The organism is Bacillus carboniphilus (genome assembly GCF_020524035.2).
Classification (GTDB): Bacteria; Bacillota; Bacilli; order Bacillales; family JAIVKR01; genus Bacillus_CC.
In genome coordinates this window covers 968361-987531 of sequence record NZ_CP129013.1, presented here as the reverse complement: position 1 = coordinate 987531, position 19171 = coordinate 968361, and the positions used below count along the sequence as shown (strand labels likewise).

16 protein-coding genes and 1 pseudogene are annotated in these 19171 nt (G+C 36.4%); all 17 read left to right on the top strand.

Annotation, left to right across the window (positions count from 1 at the left end; translation table 11 throughout):
• Positions 1-102 precede the first annotated feature (102 nt).
• The 17 genes and pseudogenes from pyrH (at position 103) to rpsO (ending at position 19117) form a co-directional block, all read left to right on the top strand.
• Positions 103-825 carry a UMP kinase gene (gene pyrH / locus LC087_RS04955; protein WP_226538312.1) on the top strand — a complete coding sequence of 241 codons (723 nt, stop codon included), beginning with the start codon at positions 103-105 and terminating at the stop codon, positions 823-825.
• A 3-nt stretch (positions 826-828) separates the two neighbouring features.
• Positions 829-1383, top strand: a complete 555-nt coding sequence (gene frr / locus LC087_RS04950; RefSeq protein ID WP_226538311.1) for a ribosome recycling factor — start codon at positions 829-831, stop codon at positions 1381-1383.
• A 115-nt stretch (positions 1384-1498) separates the two neighbouring features.
• Positions 1499-2260: an undecaprenyl pyrophosphate synthase gene (locus tag LC087_RS04945; RefSeq protein WP_226538310.1), complete on the top strand. Its 762-nt coding sequence runs from the start codon at positions 1499-1501 to the stop codon at positions 2258-2260.
• Positions 2261-2275: 15 nt separating this feature from the next.
• Positions 2276-3073 carry a phosphatidate cytidylyltransferase gene (locus LC087_RS04940; RefSeq protein WP_226538309.1) on the top strand — a complete coding sequence of 266 codons (798 nt, stop codon included), beginning with the start codon at positions 2276-2278 and terminating at the stop codon, positions 3071-3073.
• Between the two features lie 50 nt (positions 3074-3123).
• Positions 3124-4269, top strand: a complete 1146-nt coding sequence (gene dxr, locus LC087_RS04935) for a 1-deoxy-D-xylulose-5-phosphate reductoisomerase (protein WP_226538308.1) — start codon at positions 3124-3126, stop codon at positions 4267-4269.
• A 14-nt stretch (positions 4270-4283) separates the two neighbouring features.
• Entirely contained in the window at positions 4284-5546 is a 1263-nt protein-coding gene (rseP, locus tag LC087_RS04930) for an RIP metalloprotease RseP (protein WP_226538307.1), read from the top strand.
• A gap of 32 nt (positions 5547-5578) precedes the next feature.
• Positions 5579-7283, top strand: a pseudogene (locus tag LC087_RS04925) (proline--tRNA ligase).
• A gap of 89 nt (positions 7284-7372) precedes the next feature.
• Positions 7373-11683: a PolC-type DNA polymerase III gene (locus LC087_RS04920; protein ID WP_226538305.1), complete on the top strand. Its 4311-nt coding sequence runs from the start codon at positions 7373-7375 to the stop codon at positions 11681-11683.
• 269 nt (positions 11684-11952) lie between these two features.
• Positions 11953-12420: a ribosome maturation factor RimP gene (gene rimP, locus LC087_RS04915; protein WP_226538304.1), complete on the top strand. Its 468-nt coding sequence runs from the start codon at positions 11953-11955 to the stop codon at positions 12418-12420.
• Positions 12421-12439: 19 nt separating this feature from the next.
• On the top strand, positions 12440-13555 hold the full coding sequence (gene nusA, locus LC087_RS04910) for a transcription termination factor NusA (RefSeq protein ID WP_226538303.1): 1116 nt from the start codon (positions 12440-12442) through the stop codon (positions 13553-13555).
• Between the two features lie 15 nt (positions 13556-13570).
• Entirely contained in the window at positions 13571-13849 is a 279-nt protein-coding gene (gene rnpM, locus LC087_RS04905) for an RNase P modulator RnpM (protein ID WP_226538302.1), read from the top strand.
• Complete coding sequence (locus tag LC087_RS04900; protein ID WP_226538665.1) at positions 13849-14151, top strand: YlxQ family RNA-binding protein; 303 nt, start codon at positions 13849-13851, stop codon at positions 14149-14151. Before rnpM ends, LC087_RS04900 begins: the two co-directional genes overlap by 1 nt.
• A gap of 19 nt (positions 14152-14170) precedes the next feature.
• Positions 14171-16264, top strand: a complete 2094-nt coding sequence (infB, locus tag LC087_RS04895; protein ID WP_226538301.1) for a translation initiation factor IF-2 — start codon at positions 14171-14173, stop codon at positions 16262-16264.
• 89 nt (positions 16265-16353) lie between these two features.
• Positions 16354-16710 carry a 30S ribosome-binding factor RbfA gene (gene rbfA, locus LC087_RS04890; RefSeq protein ID WP_226538300.1) on the top strand — a complete coding sequence of 119 codons (357 nt, stop codon included), beginning with the start codon at positions 16354-16356 and terminating at the stop codon, positions 16708-16710.
• A gap of 70 nt (positions 16711-16780) precedes the next feature.
• Entirely contained in the window at positions 16781-17692 is a 912-nt protein-coding gene (truB, locus tag LC087_RS04885) for a tRNA pseudouridine(55) synthase TruB (protein ID WP_226538299.1), read from the top strand.
• 51 nt (positions 17693-17743) lie between these two features.
• Positions 17744-18688, top strand: coding sequence for a bifunctional riboflavin kinase/FAD synthetase (gene ribF / locus LC087_RS04880; RefSeq protein ID WP_226538298.1), 945 nt, complete (start codon positions 17744-17746; stop codon positions 18686-18688).
• Positions 18689-18847: 159 nt separating this feature from the next.
• Positions 18848-19117: a 30S ribosomal protein S15 gene (gene rpsO / locus LC087_RS04875; protein ID WP_226538297.1), complete on the top strand. Its 270-nt coding sequence runs from the start codon at positions 18848-18850 to the stop codon at positions 19115-19117.
• Positions 19118-19171: the final 54 nt, after the last annotated feature.

Genomic DNA, 19171 nt, shown 5'->3' with positions numbered 1-19171 from the left:
TGTTCCCTATTTTAAAAGATAGGTGGTAGTATTATTACTCTGTCATTGACCACATACATAAACAAATGGGAATTTCAATGAATACATATTATGGAGGTAGCCATGAGTAAACCTAAATATAACCGTATTGTATTGAAACTTAGCGGAGAGGCTTTAGCTGGTGAGGAAGGTTTTGGAATAAACCCCGCTGTCATACAATCGATTGCTAGACAAGTGAAAGAAATCCAGGAATTAGGCGTAGAAGTAGCGGTCGTCGTAGGCGGAGGTAATATTTGGCGCGGGAAAATAGGCAGTGAGATGGGGATGGATCGAGCAACAGCTGATTATATGGGAATGTTGGCAACTGTAATGAATTCATTGGCACTTCAAGATAGCTTAGAGAATTTAGGAATTCAAACAAGAGTTCAAACTTCAATTGAAATGCGTCAAGTAGCAGAACCTTATATCAGAAGAAAAGCGATCAGACATTTAGAAAAGAAACGCGTTGTGATTTTCGCTTCTGGTACAGGTAACCCTTATTTTTCAACTGATACAACAGCAGCCCTTAGAGCCGCTGAAATTGAAGCGGATGTCATCTTAATGGCTAAAAACAATGTTGATGGTGTATATACAGCTGATCCGAAAAAAGATCAATCAGCTGTTAAATTTCAAGAACTTTCATACTTAGATGTATTAAAAGATGGGTTAGCTGTTATGGATTCAACCGCATCATCATTATGTATGGACAATGATATTCCACTTATAGTATTCTCAATTATGGAAGAAGGGAATATTAAAAAAGTAGTGGTAGGAGAAAAAATTGGAACTATTGTGAGGGGGAAATAATTAATGTCAACGGCAATTAATAATGCAAAACAAAGAATGGAAAAAGCACATGGGTCATATCAGCGTGATTTAGCTTCTATTCGTGCAGGTCGCGCAAATGCGTCACTTTTAGATAAAATCTCAGTAGATTATTACGGAGCACCAACACCAGTTAATCAGCTTGCGTCCATTAATGTACCTGAGGCGAGAATGTTAGTTGTAACACCTTATGATAAATCGTCAATCGGTGATATTGAAAAAGCAATTTTAAAGTCCGATCTCGGGATTACTCCTACTAACGATGGTAATGTTATCCGCTTAACGATTCCTGCTCTAACAGAAGAGAGACGTAAAGAGTTAGTAAAGCTCGTTAAAAAGTATAGTGAAGAAGCAAAAGTAGCAGTTAGAAACATTCGCAGAGATGCAAATGATGAGCTCAAAAAGCAACAGAAAGACGGGGAGATCTCTGAGGACGAATTACGGGGATTAACGGAAGATGTTCAAAATCTTACAAATGATTTTATTGCAAAAATTGATGATGTAACGAAAGATAAAGAAAAAGAAATTTTGGAAGTTTAATTCTTTTTAGAACAATCTCCTAAAGTTGAGCCCTCTCTAAAACAGGGGGTTTTTTTAATAAAAAGGTATGTTTTTTTGCACAAACATATGAAGTGTACGATGTTGGAGGATTAATATGTTCAAATGGCTTAAAAAAAATAGACAGTTGTACCCTTTAGTTGAAGAGGATATTTTTAATGGGAAAATTCCTGAACATATCGCCATTATTATGGATGGAAATGGACGTTGGGCTCAAAAGCGCTCCCTTCCAAGAGTTGCAGGTCATCATGAAGGTATGAAAGTTGTTCGTAAAGTGACTAAATTAGCAAGTCATTATCAAGTGAAAGCTTTAACGTTATATGCTTTTTCAACAGAAAATTGGAAAAGACCAAAAACAGAAGTAGAATACTTAATGAAACTTCCAGGGGAATTTTTATCTTCTTTCTTGCCTGAATTGATTGAACAAAATGTAAAGGTTCGTGTCACAGGCGATTTGAGTCAAATACCTGAGCATACACGGAAAATTGTTAACAAAGCGATAAAAGATACATCAAAAAACAGTGGTTTAGTGTTAAATTTTGCTTTAAACTATGGAAGTAGGACAGAAATTGTCCATGCTGTTAAAGAAGCAATCAGCTGTATTGAAAAAGGTGAATACACTGTTGATCAGTTTGATGAAGAGAAATTAACTCAGTGTATGATGACGTATCCTCTACCAGACCCAGATTTATTAATCAGGACGAGTGGCGAAATTCGATTAAGTAATTTTATGCTTTGGCAATTAGCTTACACAGAATTTTACTTTACAGATGTATTATGGCCAGATTTTAATGAAGAACATCTTATTCAAGCAATTAAAGAATACCAACAAAGAGGGCGCCGTTATGGTGGCGTTTAAAGGTGATGAAACGATATGAAACAAAGATTATTAAGTGCAATAATAGCAATTATTGTATCAATACCCATTGTTATTTATGGAGGTCTTCCGTTTACTTTATTTATCTATATTTTAGGTTCGATTGCTTTATTTGAAATGTTGCGAATGAAAAAAATAAAACTACTTACTTTTCCTGGTATAACAAGCTTAATCTTGTTGTACATGATCATTTTTCCTAAAGGTTATATCAATATTTTATATCAATTTATTCTCTATAAAGGAGAAGCGATCCTTTTAGTAACATTACTTCTATTAAGTTATACTGTTTTCTCAAAAAACAAGTTCACATTTGAAAATGCTGGTTTTGTCTTGTTGTCATCTATCTTTTTGGGTTATGGGTTTCATTATGCTATCGAGGTACGAAGTGAAGGATTAGTTTATATAATTTTTGCCCTTTTTACTATATGGGCATCTGATTCTGGTGCTTACTTTATTGGAAGAGCGATAGGAAAAAGGAAACTTGCGCCACATATAAGTCCTAATAAGACGATAGAAGGTGCTTTAGGCGGAATTATACTATCAGTGATCGTTGCAACTATTTTTTCTATTGTGATTGATGTTTCCTTACAACTTCCATTTTTAATGATTGTTACGGTTGTCATTTCGATTTTTGGACAACTGGGTGATTTAGTCGAGTCTGCTTTAAAGAGACACTTTGTTGTCAAGGATTCCGGCAGAATCATGCCTGGACATGGAGGGGTATTAGATCGCTTCGATAGTTTGCTGTTTGTTTTACCTATTTTTTATATGTTACTTAGCTATTTTTCAAACTAAGCAATGAACTTGACAATAGGTCATGTTTGCAAAAAGTATGGAGTGATTAGGTGAAAAAAATTAGTTTACTAGGAGCAACAGGTTCAATAGGTCTCCAAACATTAGATGTAATAAGAGAACATAAGAATGATTTTACATTAGTTGCTCTATCTTTTGGAACGAACATTAAAGAAGGTTTAAAAATTATTGAAGAATTTAGACCTAGCTTAGTTGCTGTAAAGGATAAGGAAACATACGATAAAATTAACATACATGTTCCCCATCAAACACGGGTTGTTTGGGGAATAGAGGGAAATGTGGAAGTAGCAATTTATGAAGAAGCGACTATTGTGGTGAATAGTGTCGTCGGTAGTGTTGGGTTGATGCCGACTTTAAAAGCCATTGAGGCCAAGAAAGATGTGGCGATTGCAAACAAAGAAACGTTAGTTGTAGCTGGTCATCTTGTGACAGAAGCAGCTAAAGTACATAATGTTAAACTACTTCCAATCGACAGTGAGCATTCAGCTATCTTACAGGCACTTCAAGGCGAAAACAAGAAGTCGATTGAAAAATTGATTGTGACGGCTTCAGGAGGAAGTTTCCGAGATAAAACTAGAGCGGAATTAAAAGGGGTAACGGTTAACGAAGCGCTTAATCACCCAAATTGGTCAATGGGAGCAAAAATTACGATTGATTCAGCAACCATGATGAATAAGGGTTTTGAAGTCATTGAAGCTCATTGGTTGTTTGATATCTCCTATGATAAAATTGACGTATTATTACATAAAGAAAGTATTATTCATTCAATGATTCAATTCCACGATGGTAGTGTCATGGCTCAATTAGGAACACCTGATATGAAAGTGCCTATCCAATACGCTTTGACCTATCCGGAAAGGAAAGTTTTATCTACAAAACGATTAGACCTGTGGCAAATTGGATCACTACATTTTGATAAAGTGAATGGTGACAGATTTCGTTGCTTACATTTTGCATATGAATCGGGTAAAATAGGTGGTACAATGCCTGTAGTATTAAATGCTGCTAATGAAATCGCCGTACAAGCTTTTTTACAAGGTGAGATTGAATTTTTGGAAATCGAAACACTTATTGAGCACTCTTTAAATCGTCATCAAGTAGAGAAGCATCCTTCTTTATCTACTATTTTAAATGTAGATAAAGATACAAGGCTTTATGTACGTTCACTAATCAAATAAAGGTGGTTATATCGTTGAGTAATGTTTTAGCGTTTATCCTTGTTTTTGGCGTTCTTGTCTTCGTCCATGAACTAGGACATTTAATCTTTGCCTCGCGGGCTGGTATATTATGTCGTGAATTTGCGATCGGCTTTGGTCCCAAGGTCTTTGCATTTAAACGGAAAGAAACGGTTTATACGATCCGCTTATTGCCAATTGGTGGATATGTTAAAATGGCAGGGGAAGACCCAGAGGTCATTGAATTAAAACCAGGCCATAATGTAGGTCTTCTTTTCAATGATCAAGGTGAAGTGGATAAAATTGTGTTAAATAATAAAGAACGTTATCCTGATGCAAGAATAATTGAAGTTCAATCAACGGATCTTGAACATGACATGGTGATTACGGGTTATGAACAAGGGGATGATGAACAGTTACAAACGTTCAATGTATCCAAAGTATCTTTCTTTATTGTCGATGGTCAAGAAATACAAATCGCTCCTTATGATCGTCAATTTGGCTCGAAAACGATCTTACAACGTTTTAAGGCTATTCTTGCTGGACCAGCGATGAACTTTGTTTTAGCCTTTGTCATCTTTGTTTTGTTAGCAATGATCCGTGGAATTCCAACAGATGATCCATTGATCGGCAAGGTCATTGACAACGAACCAGCACAAGAAGCCGGCTTTGAGCAAGGTGACCTCGTTAAATCTATTAATGGACAAAGTGTAGCATCATGGGAAGATATTACCGATATTATTGTTGTTAACCCTGATCAAGAACTTACTTTTTTAATTGATCGAGCCGGAATTGAACAAGAACTTTCCGTTACTCCTAAGACCGTTGAGAGAGAAAATGGTGAAACGGCTGGTATTATAGGGGTCTATCAATATCAAGAAAAAAGTTTCATCAATAGTTTTTCTTATGGAGCTACTACTACTATATCTGTATCACAGCAAATCTTAATTGCGTTAGGCAACTTAATCTCAGGTCAGTTTTCAATTGATGATTTGTCAGGACCAGCTGGGATCTACCATTACACTGGTGAAGTCGCTCAAAGCGGGTTTACAAGTTTAATGCAATGGACTGCATTTCTAAGTATAAATCTAGGGATTATGAACCTTCTCCCAATCCCAGCTCTTGATGGAGGAAGGTTAACCTTTTTAACGATAGAAGCGATTAGAGGGAAGCCGATTGATAGTCAAAAAGAAGGATTTGTGACAATAGTTGGGTTTGCCTTGCTATTTTTATTAATGATTGTGGTTACGTGGAACGATATTCAACGGTTTTTCCTGTGAAAATAATTAAATAAGGAATTTAGAGGTGTGATATGAAACAAAGTGTATCGTTTATCCCTACGTTACGGGAAACACCAGCTGGTGCAGAAGTAGTTAGTCATCAGCTCTTACTACGTGCAGGTTATGTAAGACAAACAGCTAGCGGCGTATATAGTTATTTGCCCCTATCTATGAAAGTGTTGAAAAAGATTGAAGAGATTGTTCGCGAAGAGATGGAGAATGCAGGAGCCATTGAATTATTGATGCCTGCTCTTCAACCGAAAGAGCTTTGGGAAGAATCAGGGCGATGGGGGACTTATGGTCCTGGATTAATGAGGATGTCTGACAGACATAGTCGGGATTTTGCGTTAGGTGCGACCCATGAAGAAGTCATTACGAACCTCGTTCGAGATGAAATTAAATCATATAAGAAATTACCTCTTGCTCTATTTCAAATACAATCAAAGTTTCGAGATGAAAAGCGCCCTCGCTTCGGATTAATGCGGGGGAAGGGAATTCATTATGAAGGATGCTTATTCTTTTCATGATAGTCAAGAAAGTTTAGATGACATGTATGAAAAGATGAAAAAGGCTTACGAGAATATATTTGCTCGTTGTTCGTTAAATTATCGTGCGGTTCTCGCGGATTCTGGTTCGATGGGAGGAAAGGATACACACGAATTTATGGTGTTATCTGATATAGGAGAGGATACGATTGCCTTTTCATCAGACTCCAGTTATGCTGCCAATATAGAAATGGCTCAAGTTGTTCAACAATATGAAAAGTCTACCGAAAAGATATTGCCATTAGAAAAGGTTCATACTCCTAACATTAAATCGATTGAAGAAATAAGTGGTTTCTTAAATGTAAACAATGAAAAATGTATCAAGTCATTATTGTATAAAGTAGACGATCAATTTGTTTTAGTTTTAGTGAGAGGAGACCATGATGTCAATGATATCAAGTTAAAGAACTTGTTTAATGCATCTTCTATAGAGTTAGCAACAGAGGAAGAAATTAAGAGAACTTTCCATACTACTGCTGGATTTTTAGGACCGGTCGATGTACCCAGTTCCATCCAGTTATATGCTGATCACGCTGTAAAATATATGGCCAATGCAGTATGTGGCGCTAATGAAGATGACTATCATTACACTGAAGTGAATCTAGACCGCGATTTTTCTATTACAGAATTTCATGATCTTCGTTTTATAAAAGAAGGAGATCCATCTCCAGATGGTCTCGGAGAAATTCAATTTAAAAAAGGTATTGAAGTAGGTCATGTATTTAAACTAGGTACTAGGTATAGTGAGTCTATGAATGCTCACTATTTAGATAACCAAGGAAAAGCAAAACCACTCATTATGGGTTGTTATGGTATTGGTATATCAAGGACGCTTGCCGCGATTGTTGAAGCGCATCATGATGACCGTGGCATCGTTTGGCCTAAACAAATCGCTCCTTTTCATATTCACCTTATCCCTGTTAATGTGAAAAATGATGAGCAAAAAGAACTGGCTGATGCATTGTACAAACAGTTCAAAGAAAACGGATATGAAGTGTTAATCGATGATCGTCAAGAACGTGCTGGAGTAAAATTTGCTGATTCGGATTTAATAGGACTTCCACTCCGAGTCACTGTCGGGAAAAAGGCTGCTCAAGGTATTGTTGAAGTGAAGGATCGAAGAACAGGAACGAGCCTTGAAGTTGAGGTTGACGAACTTCTTTCATATGTAAATGACTTTTTCCAATCATAATGATAAAAAATATTTGAAAGGTACCTTACATTTAAGGTACCTTGATTTTAGTTAAGATTGATAAGACGTTTTGAGTAAGGAGGATAAAAATGGATGCGACCCAAGAACAAAAAGAGAGATTTTTACTATTACTAAAAAATTTACAATTAATGGATGATTCTATTTATCCTCATTTTGAACAGGCAGCGATAACGAAACTTGTTGTTCATAAAGAAGAAAAGAAATGGCACTTTTATTTTTTATTCAAACATATACTCCCATTCAATGTTTTTCAATTATTTACAGCACAACTAAGAAAGACATTTTCACAGATCGCTGATGTCGATTTTTCCATTCAATCTGTAGAAGAAAAGATTGAACAAGATATAGTGGTTGATTATTGGGGGTTTTGTATAGAAGAGTTACAAGGCTTATCTCCACATATGCAATCCATTCTCATGAACCAAGTTCCCAAGGTAGAAGGAAGAAAAATATACATCGAAACAAAAACCGAAACAGAAATGGAACAAATCAAACGAAAATATGCTCCTCTTATTGGTGACCTCTATCAAAACTTAGGTTTTCCTCTTTTGCAATTGGAAGTGAAGGTGAACGTCGATACGGAGGAAATTGAAAAGTTTCAAAGTCAAAAACGTTTAGAGGACGAAGAGAAGATGCGAGAAGCTATTCAAAGTATGCAACAAAAGCAAGAGGAAGAGGGACAAGAAGCCCTTCAAGGGCCTTTATTGATTGGTTATCAAATTAAACAAGATGAAGATGTGCGTACACTTGATTCGATCAATGATGAAGAAAGAAGAACGGTTGTTCAAGGCTATGTATTTGATTCAGAAATAAGAGAATTAAGAAGTGGCCGAACATTGTGTACGTTCAAAATAACGGACTATACAAATTCGATCATGGTAAAAATGTTTGGACGAGACAAAGAGGATGCCGCTCTCTTGCAGCATATAAGTAAAGGAATGTGGGTAAAGGTAAGAGGAAGTATCCAAAATGATACATTTGTTCGTGATCTTGTGATGATTGCAAATGATATCAATGAAGTCAAAATGAAAGGAAGGGTGGATCAGTCTCCAGAAGGAGAAAAGAGGGTCGAATTACATCTTCACTCTCCTATGAGCCAGATGGATGCTGTATCTTCCATTAGTAGCTATGTAGCACAGGCTAAGGAATGGGGACATGAAGCAATCGCAATAACTGACCATGCAGTTGCTCAAGGATTTCCAGAGGCGTATTCAGCTAGTAAAAAACATGGCATAAAGATGATTTATGGAATCGAAGCAAACCTTGTCAATGATGGAGTTCCTATTGCCTATAACGCACAGCATAGACTTTTAGAAGAAGAAGTGTTTGTTGTTTTTGATGTTGAAACAACAGGATTGTCTGCCGTTTACGATCAAATTATTGAACTTGCCGCAGTGAAAATAAAAAAGGGTGAAATTATCGATCGTTTTGAATCGTTTGCGAATCCACATCATTCTTTGTCTGCTACGACAGTGGAATTAACAGGAATTACAGATGATATGGTGAGGAATGCTCCTGAAGTGTCAGAAGTTGTGTCGAATTTTAAAGACTGGATTGGTGATGACATTTTAGTTGCTCACAACGCAAGCTTTGATATGGGCTTTTTAAATGCCGCTTATAAAAAATTGTTAAATGAACAAAAAGCGACTAATCCAGTAGTTGATACGTTAGAACTAGCAAGGTTTTTATTTCCAGATATGAAAAATCACCGGCTGAATACGTTATGTAAAAAGTTAAACATCGAATTAACTCAGCATCACCGTGCCATCTATGATGCCGAAGCAACAGGTTATTTGCTCGTTCATCTATTAAAACAAGCGACGGAAAAGGGGATTACTTATCACGATCAATTTAACGATTATATGGGTGGTGACAGTGCCTATAAGCGTTCTCGTCCTTCTCATGCTATTTTGCTTGCACAAAATGAAACCGGGCTTAAAAATTTATTTAAGCTAGTCTCTCTATCTCATATTGAATATTTTTATCGTGTTCCTAGAATTCCTCGTTCTTTGTTAGAGAAACATCGAGAAGGTATTTTAATTGGCTCCGCATGCGATAAAGGGGAAATCTTTGAAGGCATGTTACAAAAGTCTCCAGATGAAGTCGAAGAACTAGCAGAGTTTTATGATTATTTAGAAGTTCAGCCACCTGAAAACTATAAACATTTGATCGAATTAGACATCGTTCCGAATGAAAAGACGATTTTAGAAACGATCAAAAACATTGTTAAACTAGGAGACAAGATTGGCAAACCTGTCGTGGCAACCGGAAATGCTCATTATTTACATCCAGAAGATAAAGTTTACCGGAAAATACTAATTCGAACGCAAGGAGGAGGGAACCCTTTAAATCGCCATCAGCTTCCTAGTGTTCATTTCAAAACAACAGATGAGATGCTTGAAATTTTCAACTTTTTAGGGGAGGATAAGGCAAAAGAAGTCGTAGTCGAAAAAACGAAAGAGATTGCTTCGATCATTGATGACATTAAGCCAATCAAAGACAATTTATATACCCCGAAAATTGAAGGTGCAGATGAAGAAATTAGAGAGATGAGTTATGGTATGGCGGAGAGCATTTATGGGACTCCTCTTCCAACGATTGTCGAAGAAAGGCTAGAAAAGGAATTAAAAAGCATAATTGGTCATGGCTTTGCCGTTATTTATTTAATCTCACATAAATTAGTGAAAAAATCTTTGAATGATGGATATTTAGTAGGATCACGTGGCTCAGTCGGTTCCTCTTTTGTAGCAACGATGACTGAAATTACCGAAGTAAACCCATTGCCTCCTCATTACGTTTGTCCTAGCTGTAAATATTCTCATTTCTTTGATGATGGCTCAGTCGGTTCAGGATTTGATTTACCGAACAAGAAATGCCCAAATTGTGATGATACGCTTAAGAAGGACGGTCACGATATTCCTTTTGAGACCTTTTTAGGTTTTAAAGGAGATAAGGTTCCCGATATTGACTTGAATTTCTCAGGCGAATATCAACCAAAGGCTCATAATTATACGAAAGAGCTTTTTGGTGAAGATAATGTGTACAGGGCGGGAACAATTGGAACGGTTGCTGAGAAAACTGCATATGGCTTTGTGAAAGGGTATGCGAGTGACAACGACATTCACTTCCGAGGAGCAGAAGTAGATCGTCTTGTTAAAGGCTGTACTGGAGTAAAAAGAACGACAGGACAACATCCAGGTGGAATTATTGTTGTGCCAGATTACATGGATATTTATGATTTTTCACCCATTCAATTTCCTGCTGATCAAACGGGATCAGAGTGGAAAACGACTCATTTTGATTTTCATTCGATCCATGACAACTTACTAAAATTAGATATATTAGGACACGATGATCCAACAGCAATCCGTATGCTTCAAGATCTAAGTGGGATTGATCCTAAAACGATCCCAACTGACGACCCAGAAGTGATGAAGATATTTAGCGGGACATCCTCTTTAGGAGTTTCGGAAGAACAAATCATGTGTAAAACGGGGACTCTTGGTATTCCTGAATTTGGAACAAGATTTGTACGGCAAATGCTTGAAGAAACAAAGCCAACTACCTTTTCAGAATTAGTTCAAATTTCTGGACTTTCACATGGGACAGACGTTTGGTTAGGAAATGCCAATGAACTGATCGCTGCTGGGACATGTACACTAAGCGAAGTAATCGGTTGTCGTGACGACATTATGGTTTATTTAATTTATAAGGGGCTAGAACCATCCTTAGCCTTTAGTATCATGGAGTTTGTGCGTAAAGGAAAAGGATTAAAGCCAGAATGGGAAGAAGAAATGTTAAAAAATGATGTACCTGACTGGTATATTGATTCATGTAAAAAGATTAAATATATGTTCCCGAAAGCTCATGCAACAGCGTATGTACTGATGGCTGTTAGAATTGCCTATTTTAAAGTTCATCATCCTATTTTGTATTATGCAACTTACTTTTCCGTAAGAGCGAGTGACTTTGATATTGATACGATGGTCAAAGGGTCTACCGCAATAAGAGCGAAGATTGAAGAGATCAATCAAAAAGGTCTTGATGCTGCCCCTAAAGAGAAAAGTTTACTTACGGTCTTAGAGATTGCTCTTGAAATGTGTGAGAGAGGGTTTTCATTCGATAAAGTTGATTTATATCGTTCTAGTGCAAACGAATTTATTATTGAAGGTAACTCACTAATTCCTCCTTTTAATTCCATACCGGGGCTTGGAACCAATGCGGCCTTTAATATTGTCAAAGCAAGGGAAGATGGAGAATTCTTATCGAAAGAAGACTTGCAAAAACGCGGTCGTGTGACAAAGACGATTATGGAGTTTTTAGATCAACACGGTTGTTTAGGGGGATTACCTGAAAAAAATCAGCTTTCACTATTTTAGTTTGGATTGTTCAAAATTTCCTTCATGAATTTAGTGCGGTTTTTAAATTTTTATTAGGCACTATTTCCGTCATTTTTGTACACTCTCAAATTGAAATAATTGCTTCATACTAAAGAACGTGGTATAATTTGAGATGGAATCTTAAATATTTCACTGTTTAAAGAGTGGGGACCCAGCCCACTCTTTCGTATTGTATATGGAAAGTTGATTTAATCAATAAAATTAGTACATACTTATTCCTAAAGTGGTTAGGAGGGAAGTGGGAAGCTATGAGTAAAGTAGTAGAAGAAGTTGAACCTTTAGTTTTACCCATTTTAGAGGAGCTTAATTTACATCTAGTTGATATGGAATACGTAAAAGAAGGTCCGAACTGGTTCCTTCGAATTTTTATTGACTCCGATACAGGAATTAATATAGAAGAGTGCGGGTTAGTAAGTGAACGATTAAGCGAAAAGCTAGATCAAATTGATCCTATTCCTCATCAATATTATCTTGAAGTTTCTTCACCAGGCGCGGAGAGACCTCTAAAAAATGATTCGGATTTTGTTCAATCGATTGGTAAGAATGTAGCCATTAAACTGTACCAAGCAATCGATGGAAAAAAGAATTTTGAAGGTGAACTTGTAAAGTTTGAAGAAAATATAGTTACACTATCAGTTAAAATAAAGGCTTCAAAAAAGCTCGTGGAAATCCCGAAAGAGAAAATAGCGAGTGCACGTTTAGCAATCATATTTTAATAAAGGGGGAAGAAAGAAGATGGCTAGTGAGCTATTAGATGCTCTTACGATTTTAGAGAAGGAAAAGGGAATAAGTAAAGAAGTCATTATTGATGCCATTGAAGCGGCACTTATTTCTGCCTATAAACGAAATTTTAATCAAGCACAAAATGTTCGTGTGGATTTAAATCGTGAAACAGGAGCAATGAAAGTTTTTGCGCGCAAAGACGTTGTGGAAGAAGTCTTTGATCAACGATTAGAAATTTCATTAGAGGAAGCAAAGAGTATTTATCCAACATATGAAATTGGAGATGTTGTTGAATTAGAAGTAACACCAAAAAACTTTGGTCGAATTGCAGCACAAACGGCTAAGCAAGTCGTTACCCAACGGGTGCGTGAAGCGGAAAGAGGCGTGATCTATTCTGAATATATCGATCGAGAAGAAGATATTATGACAGGGATTGTTCAACGCCTCGATTCTAAATTTATTTATGTTAGTTTAGGAAAGATTGAAGCTTTACTACCCGTAAATGAGCAAATGCAGAATGAACGATTCAAACCACATGACCGTATTAAAGTTTTTATAACTAAGGTTGAAAAAACAACGAAGGGCCCACAAATTTTCGTCTCTAGAACTCATCCAGGGTTGTTAAAAAGACTATTTGAGCTAGAGGTCCCTGAAATTTATGATGGAGTGGTTGAAATTAGATCTGTTGCTCGAGAAGCAGGTGATCGTTCGAAAATTTCTGTTCACTCAGATTTAGAGGAAGTAGATGCAGTAGGGTCATGTGTAGGGCCAAAAGGTCAGCGAGTTCAAGCCATTGTGGATGAACTAAAAGGGGAAAAAATAGATATTGTACGTTGGTCAGATGATCCTGTTATATTTGTTTCCAATGCATTAAGCCCTTCCAAAGTATTAGATGTTATTGTAGATGAAGAGGATAAGGCGACGACTGTTATTGTCCCTGACTATCAATTATCACTTGCGATTGGAAAGCGGGGACAAAATGCAAGGCTTGCGGCTAAACTTACAGGTTGGAAAATTGATATAAAAAGCGAATCTGAGGCAAGAGATCAAGAGATTTACCCTCGTGGAAATATTGAAATAGTAGATGATGAAGAACCACTTTTCTTAGCTGATGATGAACTAGAATAAAGGGGGGGAATCAAAATGAAGCAAAAAAAAATTCCTCTACGTAAATGCTTAATTACCGGAGAAATGAAACCTAAAAAAGAGTTAATCCGAGTTGTTCGATCAAAAGAAGGCGAAGTTTCCATTGATCCAACTGGAAAGAAAAATGGGAGAGGCGCTTACTTAACTTTAGATGCTCAAATAATTGAACAAGCGAAGAAAAAGAACATTCTTTCCTCACAATTAAATGCTGAAGTATCAGAGTCTATATATGAACAATTAATAAACTTAGCTAATCAAAAGAATGGACACTCATGATGTCAAATAAAAAGTGGATGTCATTATTAGGCTTAGCCTATAGAGCGAACAAAGTAATCTCTGGTGAGGAATTAGTCATTCAGCAAGTGAGAAATGGACGTGCCCATCTTGTCCTTTTATCAAACGATGCCTCTCAAAACACAAGAAAAAAAGTCCTTAATAAATGCGCTTACTACCAAATACCTGTTAGATTTGTTGAAAATCGACTTGAGTTAGGTCAAGCAATAGGAAAAGAAGCTAGGGTGACAGTTGGAATTCTAGATTCAGGTTTTGCTTCCAAATTGTGCGAATTGCTTGATTAATAAATCCGGGGGTGAACGTATGGAAAAAATGCGAATATACGAATATGCTAAAAAAAATAATTTATCAAGTAAGCAAGTAATCAATGCTTTGAAAAAAATGGACATTGAAGTGTCCAATCATATGTCAATGATTGGACCAGAGGAAATCAAGAAGCTGAAAAATGAAAAAAGCGGAAATTCAGCACAAGTTAATGAAAACAAAGAATCTAAACAAAAGGATGTATCTATGAAATCAAATGTGAAACAAAACCCTACTAAGCCTAACCAACAGCAAAAACAAGTAAATAAAAAAACAAAGAATAAACCAAAACAAAAAAAGAATACTCAATATAGACAACCAAAACCAGCTCCGAAAGAATTACCAAGTAAAATTGTTTATTCTGGAACCCTTACGGTAGGAGAATTAGCAGAGAAGTTAGGAAAAGAACCATCTGAAATTATTAAAAAATTAATGCTTTTAGGAACAATGGCGACAATCAATCAAGATTTGGACGGCGATTCCATTGAACTAATTGCTAGTGAATATGGAGTAGAAGTTGAAGAAGAAGTTGTTTATGACATTTCTGAGTTTGAAAAGTATGAATATGAGGATCGTGAAGAAGACTTAGTGATAAGACCTTCAGTTGTTACCATTATGGGTCATGTTGACCATGGGAAAACGACCCTATTAGACTCCATTAGAAAAACAAAAGTCGTTGAAGGTGAAGCGGGAGGTATTACTCAACATATTGGAGCTTATCAAATTGAAGAAAATGGAAAGAAAATTACTTTCCTTGATACTCCAGGTCATGCTGCTTTTACAACGATGCGTGCTCGCGGTGCTCAAGTAACAGATATCACCATTTTAGTTGTTGCAGCTGATGATGGTGTTATGCCACAAACAAAAGAAGCAATTAATCATGCTAAAGCTGCTGAAGTGCCGATCATTGTAGCGGTTAATAAAATGGATAAGCCAACAGCGAATCCAGATCGAGTGATGCAAGAATTAACAGAACACGGACTTGTACCCGAATCATGGGGTGGAGATACGATTTTTGTTCCTGTTTCAGCTATTAAAGGGGATGGAATTGATGAGCTTCTTGAAATGATCCTGCTTGTAAGTGAAGTAGAGGAGCTTAAAGCAAATCCGAATCGATTAGCAAAAGGAACAGTTATCGAAGCTGAACTTGATAAAGGCCGTGGACCTGTTGCTACACTGTTAGTACAAAATGGTACGCTTAAAGTCGGTCAACCACTTGTCGTTGGTAACACATTTGGTAGAGTACGAGCAATGGTAAATGATTTAGGTAGAAGAGTAAAAGAAGCTGCACCTTCTACACCTGTTGAAATTACAGGATTAAATGATGTTCCACAAGCGGGCGATCAATTTATGTCTTTCGCTGATGAGAAGCAAGCACGAACCATCGGTGAGGCACGTGCGCAAAAGCAAGTGTTAGAACAGCGTAGTGATAAGGCTAAATTGAGTTTAGATGATTTATTTGAACAAATAAAACAAGGTGAAGTAAAAGATATTAACTTAATCGTGAAAGCGGACGTTCAAGGTTCAGCTGAAGCCTTAACCGCTTCCTTGCAAAAAATAGAAGTAGAAGGCGTGAAGGTTAAGATTATTCATACTGGTGTTGGGGCTATTACTGAGTCCGATATCATTTTAGCTTCCGCATCCAATGCCATTGTTATAGGGTTTAACGTGCGTCCAGATACGAATGCAAAACGTACAGCAGAGGCAGAAAATGTTGATATAAGACTTCACCGTATTATTTATAAAGTTGTAGAAGAAATTGAAGCTGCTATGAAAGGGATGCTTGATCCAGAATTCGAAGAAAAAGTAATTGGTCAAGTAGAGGTTCGTACGACCTTTAAAGTTTCTAAAATTGGAACGATTGCTGGAAGTTATGTAACAGATGGTCGCATAACTAGAGATAGTGGTGTCCGTGTTATTCGTGATGGGATCGTTATTTACGAAGGTGAAATTGATCAACTCAAACGTTTTAAAGATGATGTGAAAGAAGTTGCACAAAACTATGAATGTGGAATAACGGTAAAGAATTTCAATGATATTAAAGAAGGCGACGTTATCGAAGCTTATATTATGCAAGAAATTGAACGGAAATAAAATAGGTAATTAAATCGCTATATGTGCGTGTTCAAAATATAAAAAAAAAGGATTTTTTGAACAACCTCTATATGAAGGGTGATTGAGCGATGAACATAAGAGCAACAAGAGTTGCAGAACAAATGAAGAAGGAATTAAGTGATATAATCAGCAAAAAAATAAAGGATCCACGTGTTGGCTTCGTAACAGTAACTGATGTGAGAGTAACAGGAGATCTTCAAATAGCGACTGTCTATATTTCTGTATTAGGCGATGAAAGTAAACGCAAAGAGACCTTACAAGGACTTGCGAAAGCAAAAGGGTTTATTCGGTCTGAAGTTGGTCAAAGAATTCGCCTAAGAAAAGTTCCTGAAATAGAGTTTGAGTTTGATGAATCGATTGAGTATGGAAATCGAATTGATCAACTCATTCATGAAGTTAAGAAACAAAATAGTGATGAATCTTGATGGATAGTCAGTAGGAGAAAGTTTCTCCTACTGACTTTTTTTGAAGGAACATAAATAGGAGGTCTATTAAATGGATGGGGTTATATTGCTTCACAAACCGGTAGGAATGACTTCGCATGACTGTGTGATGAAAGCTCGAAAAATCCTTCATACGAAGAAAGTGGGGCATACAGGAACACTTGATCCTGACGTTTCGGGTGTGTTACCTCTATGTGTAGGAAGAGGGACAAAAATAGTAGAGTATTTATTAAATGCTTCAAAGACATATGAAGCAGAAGTAACCATTGGCATTTCAACCACAACAGAAGATCAATCTGGTAAAATGGTGGATAAAGTCCCAGTCATTCAAACGATAGATAAACAAGAAATTGAACAACTATTAAAGAGTTTACAAGGAAAACTGAAACAAAAACCACCTATGTATTCCGCAGTGAAGGTGAATGGAAAAAAACTATATGAATATGCACGAAAGGGAATTGAGGTGGACAGACCTGAAAGACAGATTGAAATATATAACATGGATCTTTTAAGTGATATATACGATAAAGAAGACACCCTCTCTTTCTCTTTTCGTGTTCATTGTTCAAAAGGAACCTATGTGAGAACGTTAGCTGTAATGATTGGAGAAAAACTTGGTTATCCAGCTCATATGTCTCATTTAAAACGAGTAGCTTCTGGGACCATCAAAATAGATGAGTGCATATCGTTTGAAGAACTAGAACAATTCCACGGTTTAGGGCAGTTTCAAAAAGGGTTCCTATCTATTAGTGATGCCATAAAACATTTGCCGAAATTAGTAATTAATGATACATTAGCAGAGAAAGTGAAAAATGGTATTTTGTTAAGTAAGACAGATGAAACAAGAGAAATGAACCAAGATGATGTGATTGCAGTATTTAACCAACATGGAACTTGCCTAGCAATATACCAATCCTATATTAAAGATGATCATTTACTTAAGCCAGTCAAAGTACTAATATAAAGAAATGTGATTATATAGTACTTGCGAGTAGAGAGAAGAGGGTTATGTGAAATGGAAATAATAAGGTTGACGCATCCTCATAATCTTAAGCAAATTGAGCTACCTGAAATGGTTTTAGCTTTAGGCTATTTTGATGGTGTACATAAAGGGCATAAAAAAGTAATTCAAACCGCAAAAGAAAAGGCGAAAGAATTTAATTTGAAGAGCGGTGTGATGACGTTTGATCCGCACCCTTCCGTTGTTTTAAGAAAAAATAGCAAACCTATACAGCTATTAACTCCTGTCCAAAAAAAGATTCATTTGATACAAGAATTATCTGTGGATTATATATTTGTCGTCCAATTTACCGAGGACTTTGCAGATCTTTTACCACAACAATTTATTGATCAGTACATTATTAATCTTAATGTTAAGCATGTTGTTGCAGGATTTGACTTTACATATGGAAAGCTTGGAAAAGGGACGATGGAAACACTTCCCTTTCATTCTCGGGATTTTTTTAATCATACTATAGTAGAAAAACAAACGGACCATGATCGGAAAATTAGCTCTACGTTAATTCGAGAGCTTATTCAAAGCGGGAATGTTGAATATGCTCATCAGCTTTTAGGGCGTCCTCATGGCTCGACAGGAACAGTTATACATGGCGAAAAAAGGGGCAGTAAAATAGGTTTTCCTACAGCAAATATTTTTGTGAATAAAGATTATATACTTCCTCCTACTGGTGTGTATGCGGTTAAGGTACAGATTGAAGGAGAATCATATAATGGTGTTTGTAATATCGGCTATAAGCCAACGTTTCATCAAGAAAAAAGCGCTCAACCTTCGATAGAAGTTCACATTTTTGATTTCAACAGTCAAATATATGATTTAGAAATCGAATTTTCTTGGATGAAAAGAATAAGAAGTGAGAAACGTTTTAACTCAATAGATAACTTGGTAAAACAAATTAAACGAGATAAAAAGGAAGCATACGACTATTTGAGAAATATTTAACGATTAGTCTACGAAATAATTTGTTTCTATTTGTTGCTTTTTATAAGCCAATCATGTATTCTATAAAATGAAACTTAAAACCGTTGCTTGGCTTTGCGATAACACCGACGCTTGCTAGGTAATTGGCGCTTAAGTAAATATTTTTGGAGGTGTATTTACGTGGCTTTAACTCAAGAACGTAAAAATGAATTAATTAATGAATTTAAAACACATGAGGCGGATACTGGTTCTCCAGAAGTTCAAATCGCAATTTTAACAGAGCAAATTAATACTTTGAATGACCATTTACGTACTCATAAGAAAGACCATCATTCACGTCGTGGTCTTTTGAAAATGGTTGGTAAACGCCGTAATTTATTAACTTATTTGCGTAATAAAGATGTTACACGTTACCGTGAATTAATTAATAAACTTGGCTTACGTCGTTAATGCATGAAAGCGGGAGTAATCCCGCTTTTTTCAATGTTATGGTTTTGGTATATA

Coding starts and splice junctions, on each gene's coding strand:
- pyrH (WP_226538312.1), top strand. CDS start 103: ATGAGTAAACCTAAATATAACCGTATTGTATTGAAACTTAGCGGAGAG.
- frr (WP_226538311.1), top strand. CDS start 829: ATGTCAACGGCAATTAATAATGCAAAACAAAGAATGGAAAAAGCACAT.
- LC087_RS04945 (WP_226538310.1), top strand. CDS start 1,499: ATGTTCAAATGGCTTAAAAAAAATAGACAGTTGTACCCTTTAGTTGAA.
- LC087_RS04940 (WP_226538309.1), top strand. CDS start 2,276: ATGAAACAAAGATTATTAAGTGCAATAATAGCAATTATTGTATCAATA.
- LC087_RS04920 (WP_226538305.1), top strand. CDS start 7,373: ATGGATGCGACCCAAGAACAAAAAGAGAGATTTTTACTATTACTAAAA.
- rimP (WP_226538304.1), top strand. CDS start 11,953: ATGAGTAAAGTAGTAGAAGAAGTTGAACCTTTAGTTTTACCCATTTTA.
- nusA (WP_226538303.1), top strand. CDS start 12,440: ATGGCTAGTGAGCTATTAGATGCTCTTACGATTTTAGAGAAGGAAAAG.
- rnpM (WP_226538302.1), top strand. CDS start 13,571: ATGAAGCAAAAAAAAATTCCTCTACGTAAATGCTTAATTACCGGAGAA.
- LC087_RS04900 (WP_226538665.1), top strand. CDS start 13,849: ATGTCAAATAAAAAGTGGATGTCATTATTAGGCTTAGCCTATAGAGCG.
- infB (WP_226538301.1), top strand. CDS start 14,171: ATGGAAAAAATGCGAATATACGAATATGCTAAAAAAAATAATTTATCA.
- rbfA (WP_226538300.1), top strand. CDS start 16,354: ATGAACATAAGAGCAACAAGAGTTGCAGAACAAATGAAGAAGGAATTA.
- truB (WP_226538299.1), top strand. CDS start 16,781: ATGGATGGGGTTATATTGCTTCACAAACCGGTAGGAATGACTTCGCAT.
- ribF (WP_226538298.1), top strand. CDS start 17,744: ATGGAAATAATAAGGTTGACGCATCCTCATAATCTTAAGCAAATTGAG.